This window comes from Chitinophaga sp. HK235 (genome assembly GCF_018255755.1).
GTDB lineage: Bacteria > Bacteroidota > Bacteroidia > Chitinophagales > Chitinophagaceae > Chitinophaga.
In genome coordinates, this window is the sequence record NZ_CP073766.1 from 7,391,259 (window position 1) to 7,407,574 (window position 16,316).

At 49.2% G+C, this 16,316-nt stretch carries 11 protein-coding genes; 7 read left to right on the forward strand and 4 right to left on the reverse strand.

All coding sequences use genetic code 11. The features are described 5' to 3' along the window. Positions 1-10: 10 nt before the first annotated feature. The 5 genes from KD145_RS28405 to KD145_RS28425 all read left to right on the forward strand — a co-directional run bounded on the left by KD145_RS28405 (position 11) and on the right by KD145_RS28425 (position 8,224). Positions 11-1,612 carry a RagB/SusD family nutrient uptake outer membrane protein gene (locus KD145_RS28405; RefSeq protein WP_212003181.1) on the forward strand — a complete coding sequence of 534 codons (1,602 nt, stop codon included), beginning with the start codon at positions 11-13 and terminating at the stop codon, positions 1,610-1,612. Between the two features lie 93 nt (positions 1,613-1,705). Beyond that, a complete protein-coding gene (locus KD145_RS28410; protein WP_212003182.1) occupies positions 1,706-4,801 on the forward strand; it encodes a PQQ-dependent sugar dehydrogenase in 3,096 nt (1,031 codons plus the stop codon). Between the two features lie 4 nt (positions 4,802-4,805). Next, positions 4,806-5,999 (forward strand): nucleoside permease, encoded by a 1,194-nt coding sequence (locus KD145_RS28415; protein WP_212003183.1) that lies wholly within the window; start codon positions 4,806-4,808, stop codon positions 5,997-5,999. An 11-nt stretch (positions 6,000-6,010) separates the two neighbouring features. Further along, positions 6,011-7,204: a Gfo/Idh/MocA family protein gene (locus tag KD145_RS28420; protein WP_212003184.1), complete on the forward strand. Its 1,194-nt coding sequence runs from the start codon at positions 6,011-6,013 to the stop codon at positions 7,202-7,204. A 21-nt stretch (positions 7,205-7,225) separates the two neighbouring features. Continuing rightward, positions 7,226-8,224: a Gfo/Idh/MocA family protein gene (locus KD145_RS28425; protein ID WP_212003185.1), complete on the forward strand. Its 999-nt coding sequence runs from the start codon at positions 7,226-7,228 to the stop codon at positions 8,222-8,224. Positions 8,225-8,263: 39 nt separating this feature from the next. On the opposite strand, the gene KD145_RS28430 is transcribed toward KD145_RS28425, so the two are convergent. The 3 genes from KD145_RS28430 to KD145_RS28440 all read right to left on the reverse strand — a co-directional run bounded on the left by KD145_RS28430 (position 8,264) and on the right by KD145_RS28440 (position 13,045). Further along, positions 8,264-9,022, reverse strand: a complete 759-nt coding sequence (locus KD145_RS28430; RefSeq protein ID WP_212003186.1) for a hypothetical protein — start codon at positions 9,020-9,022, stop codon at positions 8,264-8,266. Positions 9,023-9,097: 75 nt separating this feature from the next. Beyond that, positions 9,098-11,635: a phosphocholine-specific phospholipase C gene (locus KD145_RS28435; protein WP_212003187.1), complete on the reverse strand. Its 2,538-nt coding sequence runs from the start codon at positions 11,633-11,635 to the stop codon at positions 9,098-9,100. A gap of 114 nt (positions 11,636-11,749) precedes the next feature. After that, positions 11,750-13,045: a GntP family permease gene (locus KD145_RS28440; protein WP_249219601.1), complete on the reverse strand. Its 1,296-nt coding sequence runs from the start codon at positions 13,043-13,045 to the stop codon at positions 11,750-11,752. Positions 13,046-13,273: 228 nt separating this feature from the next. On the opposite strand from KD145_RS28440, the gene KD145_RS28445 reads away from it, so the two are divergent. Then, the gene (locus KD145_RS28445; RefSeq protein WP_212003188.1) at positions 13,274-14,146 is read left to right on the forward strand and encodes an SDR family oxidoreductase; all 873 of its coding nucleotides are present in this window, start codon (positions 13,274-13,276) and stop codon (positions 14,144-14,146) included. On the opposite strand, the gene KD145_RS28450 is transcribed toward KD145_RS28445, so the two are convergent. After that, the gene (locus tag KD145_RS28450; RefSeq protein ID WP_212003189.1) at positions 14,132-14,764 is read right to left on the reverse strand and encodes a pyridoxamine 5'-phosphate oxidase family protein; all 633 of its coding nucleotides are present in this window, start codon (positions 14,762-14,764) and stop codon (positions 14,132-14,134) included. The genes KD145_RS28445 and KD145_RS28450 overlap by 15 nt on opposite strands. A gap of 86 nt (positions 14,765-14,850) precedes the next feature. On the opposite strand from KD145_RS28450, the gene KD145_RS28455 reads away from it, so the two are divergent. Further along, positions 14,851-16,311 carry a PLP-dependent aminotransferase family protein gene (locus tag KD145_RS28455; RefSeq protein ID WP_249219603.1) on the forward strand — a complete coding sequence of 487 codons (1,461 nt, stop codon included), beginning with the start codon at positions 14,851-14,853 and terminating at the stop codon, positions 16,309-16,311. Positions 16,312-16,316 lie beyond the last annotated feature (5 nt).

Here is a 16,316-nt window from a genome sequence, read left to right on the forward strand (position 1 = left end):
ACTGTCAGAAATGAAAAAAATCGTATATTCTTTACCGTTAATAATGATGTTGCTGGGCGTTTCCTGTTCAAAGGATTATCTGAACAGGCCACCGCTGGGGTTGCAGACAGATGATAATTTCTATAATTCACCAGGGGCCGGCTTTAAGACGGTGGTGAACTGTTACCTGGGCTTTTATGATTTCTGGGGCTACCAGGCTGCCATTGCGGAGCTGGGCAATATGGCCACCGATGAAAGTGATAAAGGCGGTTCTGATGCCAACGACCGTCCTTTTGTGATAGACCTGGGTTATGGCAGGGCACTGGCCAGTAATGAAACACTGAATGGTCTGTGGGCTGCCTGCTACAAAGGCATCGGCAACTGTAACGTGGCGCTGGAACGCTTGCCTGCGGCCAAACTGCTGGACGACAAAGGCAATCCCCTGGATGATAAAACCAAAAGCCGTTACCTCGCGGAAGTACGTTTTCTGCGTGCCTACTACTACCTCGACCTGGTGCGTATCTTCGGTGGTGTACCGCTGCTGACTAAAACGCTGCAGATAGCAGATCGTAATAAAATTGTACGTGCCCAGACCAGCGAAGTATTTCAGTTTATCACCAGTGAACTGGAAGCAGTAGGAAACGATGCCGCATTGCCTGCCCGTAAAGACCTGCCGGCTGCAGAACAGGGCCGTGTTACCAAAGAAGCCGCATGGGCCGTTCAGGCAAGGGCTTATCTTTTCTTTGCTGAAGATGATAAAACATTATATGCCAAAGCAAGGGATGCTGCCAAAAAAGTAATCAGTTCCAATGCGTTTGTGCTGGAAACGGAATATCAGCAGCTGTTTCTGAAAGATGGTTATAAGAGCCAGGAATCTGTGTTTCCACTGATTTTTGGAGATGATCCCGCTGCCTTTATCTACGGTACTACCTTACCGATTTATTGTTCTCCGCGTAATGTGGGTGGCTGGGGCTTCGACTGTCCTACGCAATCACTGGTAGACGAATTTGAGCCGGGAGATCCCCGTATATTGTTCACCGTGATGGACCCCGGAGATGTGTTCCCTAAAGCCAGTGGCTCAGAAACACTGGACTTCTCTTCCTATCCCAATACAGGTCATCATAACAGAAAAGTGTTCCTTCCCGAAAACCGTCGTGGACAGGGCTGGGGTAATGATGCCTGGACTATGCACCTGGTGCGTTATGCCGATGTGTTGCTGATGTATGCAGAAGCAGTGCTGGAAAGTGGTGGCAGCAAACAGGAAGCAGCTGATTATATCAACATGGTGCGTACCCGTGCCAGCAACTCCGTTCATACGGATGTGGAAGCAGTATCCCGTAAACGTGCGGTAGCCAACACTCCGCTGGTACCGGTAACTGCAGCCGATGACCTGCGTAAAGCCCTGCGTCACGAACGTCGTGTGGAACTGGGTTGTGAATATGGCCGCGTTTTCGATCTGCTGCGCTGGAATACCTATGTGTCTACTATGAAGGACTATTCCACCAGACCTTATTCCAATGGCAAAGGTGGTGCTTTCAGAGCACCTGCTTCCGGTAACAAATATCTGTTCCCTATACCACAACAGGAGATAGACCGGACCGGTGGCGGCATCAAACAAAACCCAGGATACTAAATCAATTTTTTATTTTTTTATTTTTTCATTTAGACATTTATAAAATGCCTAAATGAAAAAATAAAAAAATAAGCAAATAATTAAATTTTAGCAATGAAAAAACTATGGTTGCCTGTTTTGCTGGTGCTGCTTTCCGCGTGTGGTGCCAAGCGCTCTGTTACCCGCATTTTATGTTATACCAAAAATGCTGAGAGTAGCTGGGTGAAGCAATTACAGGAAGCAGGACAGAAAGAAGGCTGGCAGATTGTGCTTACCGGCGACAGACAATATTTTCAGGATGATTCCCTGCGAGGGTTTAGTGCAGTGTGTCTGCCGTTTTCCCTGACAGAGAGTCTGAACTACCGGAATATTCCCGCGCTGAAACGTTATGCTGAAGCTGGTGGCGGTGGTATCCTTGCTGTAAAGGACAGTGCTGTTATCAAACAGGGATGGCCCTGGCTGAAGGAATGGGCCACGTTACCCGAAGGAAAGGAATTAACCCAGGACAATGGCCGCCTGTTTATCGTACCTGCTGCAGCTATGGCTGCCACCATACAACCAGCTATAAAATATCTGGTAGGCAGCAATGCCTGGCCTGACTATAGCAAATCGCTGACCATCGCGCCACCGGATACTAACCGTTACACCTATACGGTATTGGACCATGGTCTGGACGAGCCTATGGAGATGTGTATTCTGCCGGAAGGAAATGTGTTGTTTGTAGAACGGAAGGGTGCGGTTAAAATTTATGATGCCCGCCTGCGCCAAACCAAATCTGTTGGCCGTTTTGACGTGTTCAGCGGTATTGAAGACGGATTGCTGGGTGTGGCTCTGGACCCTCATTTTGAAAAGAACCACTGGGTATATTTTTATTATGCTCCTGCAGGAGAAAAATGGTACAATAAACTGGTACGCCTCGAACTGCACGGCGACAAACTGGATATGTCTACCGAAAAGATACTCCTGGAAGTGCCTACGCAAAGGCAATACTGTTGCCATTCTGCAGGTTATCTGTTCTTTGGTCCCAATGATCTGTTGTATCTGTCTATAGGAGACAATACCAACGCGGAAGAAACCCACGGTTATACGCCGGTAGATGAAAGACCAGGCCGCCATTTGTCTGATGACCAGGCCAGTGCGGCCAACAGCATGGACCTGAGAGGAAAAGTCCTGCGTATTAAACCCGAACCTAACGGTACTTATTCCATTCCCGATGGCAACCTGTTCCCCAAAGACGGTTCCAAAGGACGTCCTGAAATTTATGTTATGGGCTGTCGTAATCCCTATCGTATTTCAGTCGATATGAAAAACGCATTTTTATACTGGGGAGATATCGGGCCAGACACCAAAGTGCCGTCTGCTGAAGGCAGCACGCTGAGCTTCGATGAAATCAACCAGGCACGGAAACCAGGCTTTTTTGGATGGCCTTATTTTAACGGTAACAATGAAGCATATCCATTACTGGATTATGCCACTATGAAAGAACGGGCGGGCAAAGACCCGTTGCATCCGGTTAACAATTCACCGCATAATACCGGTATTAAAGAGCTGCCACCGGCGCAGCCAGCAATGATCTGGTATGGCGACGCTGCTTCACCCGTATTCCCACTGGTAGGTAAAGGCGGCGAAACAGCCATGGCCGGCCCGGTATTTTACAGCGATCAGTTTGAGGATGCCCCCTACAAACTATCGGATTATTATAACGGCAAACTCTTTATCTATGAATGGATGCGCCACTGGATCATGGCCGTAACACTGGATTCGGCCGGTAACTATGTACGCATGGAGCCTTTCCTCGAACATATAGATTTTGCTGCACCGATAGATATGAAATTTGCATCCGATGGTAGCATCTACATGCTGGAATATGGTACTAATTGGTTTGCCAAAAACTCCAACGCCAAACTGGTACGTATTACTTATGCAGAAGGTAATCGTAAGCCGGTAGCCAACATCCGCAGCAGCCAGCTGTATGGCGGCGCTCCGCTGACGGTAAAACTTTCTGCCGCCGGCTCTATGGACTACGATAAGGAAGATCAGCTTACCTATACCTGGAAAATAGCAGATAAAGAGCTGAAAGGCGAGCAGGTGGATTATACCTTCTCCAAACCCGGTATTTACAAGGTAGACCTGACGGTAACAGATAACCATGGTGCAAAGGGAACTTCCTTTGTAGATATTAAAGTAGGGAATACACCACCTGCCGTAAAAATCAATACTACGGCCAACAAAAGCTTCTACTGGGACAATGCTGCCATAGACTATCAGGTAACGGTGCAGGACCCTGAAGATGGAACGCCGGACAGCAGTAAGGTAAAGGTGTCGTTTGACTATCTGCCTATGGGCAAAGACTTTGCGCTGGTATTAGCTGGTAATAACGGTGACGGCAACACGCAGTATGCAAAAGGACATCAGCTGTTCTGGTCGCTGGATTGTAAAGCCTGCCATACCGAGAACACCGCATCTGTGGGCCCCAGCCTGGTAGAAGTAGCCAAACGTTATCAGGACAATGAAACCAATGTGAACAAGCTGGCTGCCAAGGTTATCGCTGGCGGTAGTGGCAACTGGGGCAACCGCACCATGTCTGCACATCCTGATATGTCTGCTGATGACGCTAAGGAAATTGTACACTATATTCTGTCGCTGGGCAGTGCCAAAGCATCGTTGCCGATGCAGGGCGTGCAGCCGTTTAAAGCACATGCCGGTAAGGGAAATGAAGGTGGGTATCTGCTGATGGCTACCTATACCGATAAAGGTGCCAACAGTATAGAACCACTTACAGGCAGGGATTATATCATGCTGAGAAATCCATTGATACAGGTAGAAGATTTTGATGAAGGAAATGTAAACCTGGCCACTATTACTACTGCAGCATTGTGTTATGCTTATGTGCGCAACAACAGTTATATCCGCTTCAACCATTTCTATCTGGATGGTGTGAAGAGTTTACAATACAATATTCAGGAACAGGGTATGGGCGGTGTGATAGAAGTACACCTCGACAAGCCGGATGGACCGCTGCTGAGTAAGGTCAACGTGCCGGCTGGTACAGCTGCTGCCGCAGGGCCTAAGAGCGGCTGGAAGCCGGTGAAGGCAGCTATGCAGCCAACTACTGGGGCACATGATCTGTATTTTGTATTCAAAAGTGCAGACGGTAAAGACGGATACCTGTTTAATGTAGACTGGATCTATTTCTCAAATAACAACTAATCACATGACCGCGTCCGTACGTCTGCGTTTGTCTGTCCTGATGCTGCTGGAGTATTTTACCTGGGGAGCCTGGTATGTAACCATGGGCACTTATCTCATTACTGCTTTAAAGGCGGATGCGGTGCAGGTAGGGGCAGCTTATGCCAACCTGTCTATCGCCGCCATTATCTCCCCGTTTTTTGTGGGGCTGATAGCGGACCGTTTTTTTGCTGCGCAGAAAGTGTTGGGTGTACTGCATCTGGCAGGTGCGGCCACCTTATACCTGATCAGCGGAGTACAGGACTTTAGCAGCTTCTGGTGGCTGATCCTGTTGTATACGTTATTGTATATGCCCACTATGTCGCTGGCTAATTCGATCTCCTTCCGCCAGATGCAGGATGCGGGCAGGGAGTTTCCTTCTGTACGTGTATTCGGTACCGTGGGATGGATACTGGCAGGGCTGCTTATTGGCTTCGCCGGGGTGGAAACGACTGCCGCCACTTTCCGTATCGCTGCCGCCAGTTCGCTGCTGTTGGGCATATACAGCTTTTTCCTTCCTTCTTCACAACCGGTGAAAAAGGAAGTGCGGTTGTCTGATATACTGGGGCTCGATGCGCTGGTGCTGTTGAAAGGACGCGCCTATGGGATCTTTTTTATCACCGCGGTGGCAGTATGTATACCACTGGCGTTTTATTACAGTTTTACCAATCCGTTCCTCAATCATGCCGGTATGGCCAATGCTGCCGGCAAGATGACGCTGGGACAGGTATCGGAATTTCTTTTTATGCTGCTGATGCCGTTCCTGTTTTCACGATTGGGTGTTAAGCGTATGCTGTTGCTGGGCATGTTCTGCTGGATACTGCGTTATGTGTTGTTTGCTTATGGCGACAGCGGGGCTGGTGCCTGGATGCTGTACGGAGGAATTGCGCTGCATGGTATGTGTTACGATTTCTTTTTCGTGACAGGACAGATCTATACCGACCGTAAAGCAGGCGACAACATCAGAAATGCAGCACAAGGGCTGATCACTTTTGCCACCTATGGCCTGGGCATGCTGATAGGCTCCTATGTGTCGGGGTTTGTAGCCGGACGATTCAGCTATTTACAGACAGCCGTCCTGCATTATGACTGGCGTAGTATCTGGCTGGTACCTGCTGCTATCACTGGCATTTTCCTGCTGTTATTTATTTTTTTGTTCAGAGATCATGATAACCAATAAAACATTTTTATATGGGAAGAAAAATTGCCATGCTGGGCTCGGGTTTCATCGGTCGTTTTTATGCTGATTCTATCCATAGCCAAAGAAGTAAAGACCGTATTGTCAGTATCTACTCACGCCGTGAAGAGAGCGCGAAGAAGTTTGCTGCAGACTATAACACGCCTCACTGGACAGTGGAGATGGAAGAGGCGATCAATCATCCGGAGGTAGACGTAGTATGTATTGCGTTGCCCAACAATCTGCATGAGGCAGCCGTACTGGCCTGCTGCAAGGCTAAAAAGGCAGTGATCTGTACGAAGCCGCTGGGCCGTAATGCCCAGGAAGCAAAGAGAATGCTGGAAGCGGTAGAAAAGGCAGGCATCTTCCATGGTTATATGGAAGATCTGGTGTATACGCCAAAATTCTCCAAAGCATTACAAAGCGTACAGGCGGGAGCGTTAGGCCGTATTCTTTGGGCCAAGTCCAGAGAAACACATCCTGGTCCGCACAGCGAATGGTTCTGGGACAAGGAACAGGCCGGCGGTGGCTGTATCCTCGATCTGGGTTGTCACTGTGTAGAGATAGGCCGCAGCTTTATCGGAAAAGATATCCGGCCGGTAGAAGTGATGTGCTGGGCCGATACACAGGTAAAACCAATCGATGCAGAAGATCATGCTATCGGACTGATAAGGTATGAGAACGGTGCCATCGGCCAGTTTGAGGTAAGCTGGACTTTCCGCGGGGGCCTCGACCTGCGGGATGAAGTGATGGGCACAGAAGGTACCATCTGGCTCAATAACTTCCTGCGTACGGGTTTTGATATGTTCACTACCGGCAAGGGAGCCGACTATGTAGCAGAGAAAGCGGAAAGTAATTCCGGCTGGTTGTTTCCGGTAGGAGATGAGCTGAATGACCTCGGATACAATCATATGTTTGCCGACATGTTTAATGCCATCGAACAAAACAAACAACCCCGCGAAACATTCTACGATGGTTATGTCGTGAATGCTATTCTGGACGCAGCTTATAAAAGCGCTGCCAGCAAACAATGGGAGCCGGTACAACTGGAGGTATGGAGAGGTCAGGAAGGTGTTGCCAAAGGCAATACACTGGTGGATTACGACGAACATCATTATCTCATCAAAGAAGAAAAAACACATTTCGGCAGTACCAAACTCATACTAAAGGAAAAACAAAGCGGAAAGATCGTAGAGATCACCCGTTAATTCAACATTAAACAACAGGTTATGTCATCATACGATAGAAGGAGATTTATAAGAACAGCGGCAATAACAGGTGTAGGGCTCGGTCTTGCAGGCCGGGCCAGCTCCCTGTTTGCCGGCACACCGGCAGCACCGGGAAAACGTGTAGGCATTATCGGGTTAGATACTTCGCATAGTGTGGAGTTCTCCAAAATGCTGAATGCTGCTAATGCAGATCCGGCTTACAATGGATTTAAAGTGACGGCTGCTTATGTACAGGGCAGTAAAGACATTGCTTCCAGTCTGGAAATGGTACCCGGCAACCTAGCTAAGATAAAGGAGCTGGGCATAGAGATCGTAGATTCTATCGCTGCCCTGCTGGAAAAAACAGATGTAATTTTACTAGAGTCCAATGATGGCCGTGTGCATCTGGAACAGGCGCTTCCGGTGTTTAAAGCCGGCAAACGTGTGTTTATCGACAAGCCCATTGCCGCCTCACTGGCGGATACTAAAGCTATTTTTAAGGCGGCAGAAAAATATAAGGTGCCGGTGTTTTCCTCTTCAGCGCTGCGTTTCATCGATAGCATACAACAAGTGGCACAAGGAAAAATCGGTAAGGTCACCGGTGCGGATGTATATACGCCGTCGCCCACCGAAAAAACACATCCGGACCTTTTCTGGTACGGCATCCATGGTGTGGAGATGTTGTTTGCGCTGATGGGCACCGGCTGCCGTCGTGTGACCCGCATCACTTCTGAAGATATGGACCTGGTGACCGGTGTCTGGAATGATGGCCGCATTGGAACGCTGAGAGGCGTCCGTAAAGGACCTTACGGTTTTGGTGGTCATGCTTTCGGAGAAAAGGGTATAGCGCCTATCGGTGACTTCAGCTCCTATCAACCGCTGGTATTGCAAATCACGGCCTTCTTCCAGACAGGCATTCCTCCAGTGAAGCCGGAAGAAACTATTGAAATGATGGCTTTCATGGAAGCCGCTGATGAAAGCAAAAAGAAAAAAGGCGCTACAGTAACGATGAATGTATAGCGCCCCTGCCCCGGGGTTGATGTTTTTCGGCCCTGGGGTTTATTCGTATCCAAACTCCATCACCGCTACTTCCAGTGTCTTACCGTTCTGCCATTTAACCCAGCCATAAGCCGGCTTCTTCCTGCTGTAATCCTGTCTGTCTATCAGTTCCGCCCATTCGCCTTCAACGCGGGCTACATGAAAACATTCCCTGCAGCCATCCTGTAGGGATGGAAACGGAATCGTTTTTCCATTAGGAGCATCGTAAAAAGTGGCGTTGGGTTTAGTACTTACAATATAGGCGCGTTGCAGAAAATGTTCCCATGTTTCGTAGAGATACCAGCAGGGATTGTATGGAGCCTCGGTTTGCCCGATTCTGTTATGCACTTCTTTCTGTACTAATGTTCCATACAATGCGTATTTCGGATTGATATAGATAAAGCAGGTGAGTTTTTCCTTTTCGTTGATGACCACCTGAAAATGATGTGCGGTGGCCTTTACCACTCTGAATTGCAGTACCGGCGGGAAAGAGACCAGGCCCATATTGATATGGCGACGACCTGCCTCATGGGTATCACCATACGACAGCTGGTAGGGAGCCAGTTTATTTTTCAGCACTCGTGTGAGGAAGGCGGTGCTGCCATCCGCACGGCGCTTTATTTCCAGGGTATCGAAAGGAACAGTTGCATCCGCACTGGCATACAGTGGAATTTTTTCTTCGAAGCTTACCTGTAAAATGCCCGTTCCTAGGGAATCGTAGTGGGGGAGAGCCGGAAGAGGGGAGCCGGGCTCCTGACTGAATACCTGTATACTTGTCATGATGAAAGCGATTAAAAAGGATATTCTCATCTGATTTTTATGACAGGATGCATGCAGGTGCCCGGATTCCATAAATCAGGAAATGGCCCGGCCCATGTATGGGTCGGTAATGCCTTCCTTACCGGTTTCTACACGGCCGGCATATCTTCTTTCAAACATGCTGAAGCCGTTGATAAGAATACTGAAGTCGTACCATCCGTTGCTGGCCTGCAAGGGTAGCAGGATGACGGTGGTGCCGCTGGCAGCGATGGTGCGGCTGATGTTTTTATTTTTATAGGCATTGTCGCGGATGGTAACATTGAGCGGCGTTGCAGCTGTGCCTGTGATATTGACGATCACATTGCCGGTAAGTTTGCCAGTGGTAGTATTACGTTCATACGTGCACGTTATCTGAGCTGCGGGATCTTCGTGGTTGCCTCTGAAGGCCCGGAAGAAGCCATTGGGACCATGAAGATGCAAATGGTAGGCACCCGCTTCGAATGCTGCTGCGGGCCACTGATAACGGATGGTATCACCGGCTTTTACGGCAAAAGACCAGTTGCGGGATATCTCTGCATTTCCTTTGTCATCCTTGTAAGCTACCGGTGCAAAAACAGTGAAGGGCGCGCCAGCAGATGCAGTACCAAATGCTGTGTTGCCGGCAGCAAAGCTGATTTCCACCTGTTGTTTGCCGGGAAGCCATCGGGCATCTGCATACAATTCATATGGCAATGCCGGCGAAGGCCGTACTCCTTTTTCCTGTGGTGCCATGAGATCGTTGGCCTCCGGATTGCTGATCACACGCTCCAGCTGCTGGTTTGTTATCTTTTTAAATCCGCCCGGTGCCGCTTTGAACTGTGCGTTGTAAATATTTTTCACAAACTTCTCTTTTTCGAGAAAAGGCAGTTTTTCCGTTTTAACCGTAAAAGGACTGAACACCGCGGTGAGATCGCCGCAGATGGTTCGTCTCCATTGACTGATATTATCCACATGGATCTTTTTGTTGTATTTACGGTTGACATACGTTTCCAGGAATTGCAGGGTAGACGTATGATCAAATACCTGTGAACATACTTTGCCGCCGCGGCTCCATGGAGAAGCGATGATCAAAGGGACCCTGAAACCGAGGCCTATAGGTGCTTCGCGGGCTTGTTTTTTATGGACGCCTTGTAGTAGTTCATTTTCCAGCCGTACATGTTCCACTTCAGTATCTATGCCTGCAGAGCATTTGCCTGTTTCCGGCTTGTTTTCATCAGGGATGGAGAAGGGAGGTATGTGGTCGAAGTAGCCGTCGTTTTCATCGTAGGTAACAATGAAGATGGTTTTCTTCCATACTTCGGGCTTGCTGGTGAGGATGTCCATGACCTCTGATACGTACCAGGCGCCATACCAGGGAGCGCTGGGGTGGTCGGAGAAATTTTGCGGACCTGCCAGCCAAGAGACAGCAGGCAGTTGACCATCCTGTACATCTTTTCTGAACTGGTAAAGGATATCGCCGGCGGGAACGGTCACCTTACGGTCGTTGCCATCATCGGTATACTGGAAAGAGGTAACAGTTCTGAAGTTGGGATCAGCGCTGTTGATCACAAATGCATTTTTATAGAGATTTTTTTGATGATCGGATAACTGATCGAAACTTTCCTTATTCCATTTCAGCAGCTCTTTGGTAGCATTGTCGAGCACTTCCTGTTTTTTGGCGATATCTGCACGTATCTTCCTGGCGGCTTCATCTGAGGAAGGGGTAGCTTCCATGAGTTTGTTGATTTCGTCCGGCAGGGTATCTACCTGCTTGAGCAGCGACTGAATATTACGGGAGGAAAATTTCACGTGATAAGCTTCGAAGAATTCGAGGAGGTTGCAGCCGAAGTTGGCCAGCCAGGCCCTTTCTTCCCCTTTGAAGCCACCGCCGCAGCTGAGATCGTTCTGATAAAATTTCCAGGAGATGTTGTTTTCTTCCAGCATTTCGGGAAATGTTTTCCAGGTGAGTTTGCCGTAGCTGAAGTCGTCATTGCGGATATTGACTTTAGCGCGTCCGTCTTCTTCGCTGGTAATTTTGCCGGTCCAGAAGAAGGAGCGGTTAGGTGTGGTGCTGGTCATGCCAGAACAGAAATGCTGGTCGCATATCGTGAAAGCATCTGCCATAGCGTAGTTGAAGGGAAGGTCTTCCCTTGTAAAATAACCCAGGGTGAGTGGCATGTGTGCATATTGTCTGTTGCCTGGTCTTTTGGCAATCAACCACTGGTCATGTTTTCCGGCATTATAAGCATCTACCTGGCTGGCACGGGAATGTGGCAGGGAGCCCATCCAGGTGATCTTCGTGTCTTTGATATCGAGTCGGAACGGTGCATAGGTATCGCCTTTGTCATCTGTCTGAAACCACACGGGTTTAAGGTTGGGCAAGGGGATGGCCCTGGGATCATTAAAGCCTCTTACACCTTGTAATGTTCCAAAGCAATGATCGAATGATCTGTTTTCCTGCATGAGGATGACGATATGTTCTGCGTCGAGCCAGGTGCTACCTGGAGTAGGATCTATGGCCAGCGCCTTCTGGATAGAGGCTGGCATGATGGTGGAGATGCCGGCCGCGCCGGATAAGAGCAATGATTTTTTCAGGAAGTCCCTTCTGGTGTCCATAAAGTGGCGTAGTTTGTGTCAGGGCGACAAAATAATAATTATTGAAAATTTTGTCTGTACCGTTCATCCATCCTTCATCTAAAATTCATACAGGGTGGGTATCTACCTGTAATCCTATCTGATGAGCAGCGACAGGAGGTATACACCAGACATAGCGGCAATGCCCATGATCAGTGTAGCCGTGGTATATACACGCAGCATATCTTTGATCTCCAGTCCGGAGAACCGTGATATCACCCAGAAGTAGGCGTCGTTGGTGTGGGATATCATCATGGAGCCGGCACCCATAGCCAGTACGCTCAGGATATTACCATCGGGGGTATTGAGGCCTAGTGCGGGCAACAAAGGATGTATGATGGAAGCGGCTGTGATGATGGCTACGGTAGACGAGCCTTGCGCCGTTTTGATGATGGCGGTGATCAGGAAGGGTAATAGTATACCCGTGCCCGTTATAGCCGGATTTTCTGCGATATGTCTGCCCAGGTCGGCTTTGGCCAGTATGGCTCCGAATGCGCCTCCACCGCCGATGATCACGAGTATGCCTGATGCTTTTTCTGCTCCTTCCACTAATATTTTCCGGACATTGCTGGCCTGTCCGTTGCGCAGACTGAGTAAGGTGAGGATGATACCGATCGTGATCGCTACTTCCGGAATGCCGAGTATATTGAGTGTTTGGATGACCAGCGAAGTGGCGTTTTTCTCCAATGCAAGAAAAGAGCGCAGCGCTATCAGTAGTATGGGTATGGCGATAGGTAATACAGCCATTCCTACTGAGGGCAGGCGTCCGGAAGGTATGGTGATGTCTGGTGCTTCCACAGGTGGTGCAGGAAGTTTGTGTCCGGCATATAACGACCATGCATATCCGCAGGCGGATGCCGGCAGCGCTATCAGTAGTCCGTATAACATCACTTTGCCTACATCTGCCTGAATGATGCCGGTGGCCGCCATAATACCCGGATGTGGCGGCATCATACAATGTACTGCATAGAGGCCGGTAGCCAGCGAAGAGGCCATGATCAGCATGGAGATGCCGGAACGGACAGCCATGGCTTTGTTGAGACCGCTGAGTACGATAAATCCTGAGTCACAGAAGATAGGCATGCCAACCACATACCCGATGATATTAAGTGCCAGTGAAGAGCGTCCGGTGCCTGTTTTGCGCAACACATATGCCGCCAGTACACTGGTGCTGCCGGTATGTTCGAGCATAAGGCCCAGGGTGGTGCCCAGTATAATTAGTAGTCCGAGGGAACCAACAATCTGCCCGAACCCGGTTTTAATGGTACTGAGTATATCCGTTACCGGGAGTCCGAAAATCAGTCCTGTCAGCATACTGGCCATCAGCAAGGCAAAGAAGGCGTGTATCCTGTACCTGGCTGTCAGAATAATAATCAGGACAATGCCTGCCACTAATCCAAGACTGTGATAAAGTATGATAACAGATGATGTTTATGATGTGAATATAGCCGATCGATGTTTTACAATATATCCATTATTGTTGTATTCTGCAAGTCCTGTTTTCTGCGTATATGGGTTAGCGTGATATCATCCGGCTGTCTATCGGCGGTGTCTGCGGTAATACTGCGTGTAATTCATTATATTTATGACGTTGTTCATCCCTTTAAAAATATCTGACTTATGCAGGGCAATGTAGTTTTAATCACCGGTACTTCCACCGGACTGGGTATGCATACCGCCTTACAACTGGCTGCTAACGGCTATAAGGTGTATGCCACCATGCGTGACTTCGACAAACGTTATGCTTTACTGGACGCTGCCGCTGCGCAGCAGGTTAAACTGGATGTCAGCGTACTGGACGTATCAGACATCGATACGATTAATTCCTGTGTAGACCGCGTGCTGGCCTATGAAGGAAAGATAGATGTGCTGATCAACAATGCCGGAGCCGGTTTTGTGCGCAATACGGAGCAGGCCTCCATGGAAGAGATACAAAAGGTGCTGGACACTAACTTCCTGGGTGTGGTACGATGCACTAAAATTGTGCTGCCTCATATGCGGCAGGCGCGCAGCGGGCACATCATCAATATCGGCTCTGTAGGCGGGCTGGTAGGACAGCCCTTTAATGAACTGTATTGTGCTGCCAAGTTCGCTGTGGAAGGGTATACAGAAGCTCTCGCCACCTATGTGACACCTGCTTTTAATGTGAAATTCACTATCGTTGAACCCGGCGGTATCCGGACCGAATTCAGAAATAATGTTTTCAAACAGGTCAACAGCAGTGGTGGTATCCTTGAAGATGCTTATAAACCATTGCTCGAATCCTATATTGCCAGCGGAGAATCCCGCTCTTCCTCCTATCAGTCTGCCGAAGAGGTGGCACTGCTCATAGCCGGCGTGGTGGCCGCTGAAAACCCTCCCCTCCGTATCCGTACCTCTACGTGGGCCGAAAAGTTCTGCGAATATAAAACACAGTCTGACCCTACTGGTTTGTTGCAGGTAGAGGATGTGGCGAGAAACTTCGGCCAGCAACGTCATCTACATCACAGTTAAGTGGGGAGGCAGGGGTACACCAGCGCTGCATTCTTCTGTAATGGGCGCTAGGCGCCTGGTTTCTATCGGAATGATACCGGACCATATAGGCAGGTCTTTATCTTCATCTTCACCGGGCATGCCGCTACGCATTTTGGCAGAGGCTTCATCAAGTGAAAAGGCCAGTACGGTCGTTTTCCGGCTATCGCTGTCTTTGAGTGGACGGAGATAGTCCCAGCTGTTGGGAACAAATTTTTCCGTGAGCCATTTGAAGGCTTCTGTTTTCAGGGTGGGCTCCTCAATTTTTTCGGGGGTGCCGAAAATGACCACCGAGCGGTAGTTAACGGAATGGTTGAAGGCCGACTTAGCGACTACGATGGCATCCAGCAAGGTGACAGTGATGCATACCGGTAGTCCTTTTTCTATCTCACGGATGAAATGGCTGCCTACAGAGCCGTGTATGTAAATTTTATTTTCATGACGGACAAAAGCAGTAGGGATGGAGAAAGGTTTGTTATCGACAGCAAAGCTGACAGTACAAACCAGGGCATCATCCAGTATGGAATAGATCGTCTGCTGGTCATAGACGGCCTTTTTAGGATATCTGCTGGGAACGAGGTGCGGCGGAATCGGATTCATTATCGGTTGTTTTTTAACAAAGTTGTACCTTTATTGGCTCTATATTATCATCCGATTCAGATAAAATGGGTAGTCCAATTTTTTCATTGTTATATCTAGACAAGCAGGATAAGCAGCCGGTATACCTTCAACTGGCCAATCAGCTGATGGGGCTTATCCGGACGGGGCCGTTGAATGCAGGGCAGCGCCTGCCCAGCAGCCGGGAGATGTCGGAGATGTTACAGGTACACCGTAAAACCGTGGTGAGGGCTTATGATGAGCTGCTGGCTCAGGGCTGGCTGGAAAGCCATACCGGCAGCGGTACCTTCGTGGCCAGACATCTGCCCCGTACAGAGCTGCAAACACTTACAGACAATAAATCTACTTCCGTTAACCCGCAACGGACAGCAGGCTTCAGCTTCACAGTAGCGCCGCATCTTGAGCGTCCTGTGTTGAAAGCTTCCAGCAACCTCCACCTGGATGACGGTTTCCCCGATTCCCGGCTGGCGCCGGTAGAAGAGCTGACCCGCAACTACCGCAGCCAGATGCTGCATGGCAATCCCTATGTACGGCTGGGCTATGGTGATACCACCGGCGCTTCCCGCCTGCGACAGGAGCTGTCGGCTTATCTCAACGAAACGCGGGGACTGCATACTACGGCTGAAAATATCCTGATCGTAAGAGGTACCATTATGGGGTTCTTTCTGGTAGCTACCGGCCTGGTAGCGAAAGGGGATCATGTTGTCAGCGGTAATATGTCCTGGGGTGGTGCCAGCGCCAATTTCATACAGGCCGGCGCTCAGCTGCACACCATGCCGGTAGATGAATACGGTATAGATACGGACGCCCTGGAACAACTCTGCCGGCAGAAAAAGATAAGGATGGTGTATGTTACTCCCCATCACCATTACCCTACTACAGTGGTGCTGCGGGCAGACAGACGCTTACAACTGTTACGGCTATCCGAAAAGTATGGGTTTATCATCTTTGAAGATGACTATGATTACGATTTCCACTATCTCAGCAAACCGCTGGCACCACTGGCCAGTGCAGACAGGGCCGGAATGGTGCTGTATGGCGGATCTTTTACCAAAGCTATTTCCCCTGCATTCCGGGTGGGCTACCTCGTAGGCTCCGAAAATGTGATCCATTATCTCGCCAAAGTAAGGCGTATCGTAGACCGTCAGGGTGATCTGATGCTGGAGAACGCTTTTGCGGAGCTGTTGCATACAGGGGTGATACATCGTCATCTGCGTAAGTCGCTGCGGCTTTACCGTGAACGGAGAGACCTCTTCTGTGAACTGCTGCGCACGGAGCTGGGCAACGATGTCTCTTTCCAGGTACCTGTAGGCGGCATGGCCGTATGGACCGGATTTGACCGCCGCATCGACCTGGAAAAACTAGCTGAAAAAGCACAGCTGAAAGGACTTTATATGTACGACGGGCAATCATTCAATAAAGCTGATCCAACGCTGAACCATACACGTCTGGGCTTTGCATCGTCGTCTCCATCTGAACTGGAGCAGGCAGTAGGGATAATAAAAAAAATAATCGCTGATGGATTATGATACCC

Excerpts from the sequence above, each read along its gene's own strand:
- KD145_RS28405 (WP_212003181.1), top strand. The coding sequence starts at position 11 with ATGAAAAAAATCGTATATTCTTTACCGTTAATAATGATGTTGCTGGGC.
- KD145_RS28410 (WP_212003182.1), top strand. The coding sequence starts at position 1,706 with ATGAAAAAACTATGGTTGCCTGTTTTGCTGGTGCTGCTTTCCGCGTGT.
- KD145_RS28415 (WP_212003183.1), top strand. The coding sequence starts at position 4,806 with ATGACCGCGTCCGTACGTCTGCGTTTGTCTGTCCTGATGCTGCTGGAG.
- KD145_RS28420 (WP_212003184.1), top strand. The coding sequence starts at position 6,011 with ATGGGAAGAAAAATTGCCATGCTGGGCTCGGGTTTCATCGGTCGTTTT.
- KD145_RS28425 (WP_212003185.1), top strand. The coding sequence starts at position 7,226 with ATGTCATCATACGATAGAAGGAGATTTATAAGAACAGCGGCAATAACA.
- KD145_RS28430 (WP_212003186.1), bottom strand. The coding sequence starts at position 9,022 with ATGACAAGTATACAGGTATTCAGTCAGGAGCCCGGCTCCCCTCTTCCG.
- KD145_RS28435 (WP_212003187.1), bottom strand. The coding sequence starts at position 11,635 with ATGGACACCAGAAGGGACTTCCTGAAAAAATCATTGCTCTTATCCGGC.
- KD145_RS28445 (WP_212003188.1), top strand. The coding sequence starts at position 13,274 with ATGCAGGGCAATGTAGTTTTAATCACCGGTACTTCCACCGGACTGGGT.
- KD145_RS28450 (WP_212003189.1), bottom strand. The coding sequence starts at position 14,764 with ATGAATCCGATTCCGCCGCACCTCGTTCCCAGCAGATATCCTAAAAAG.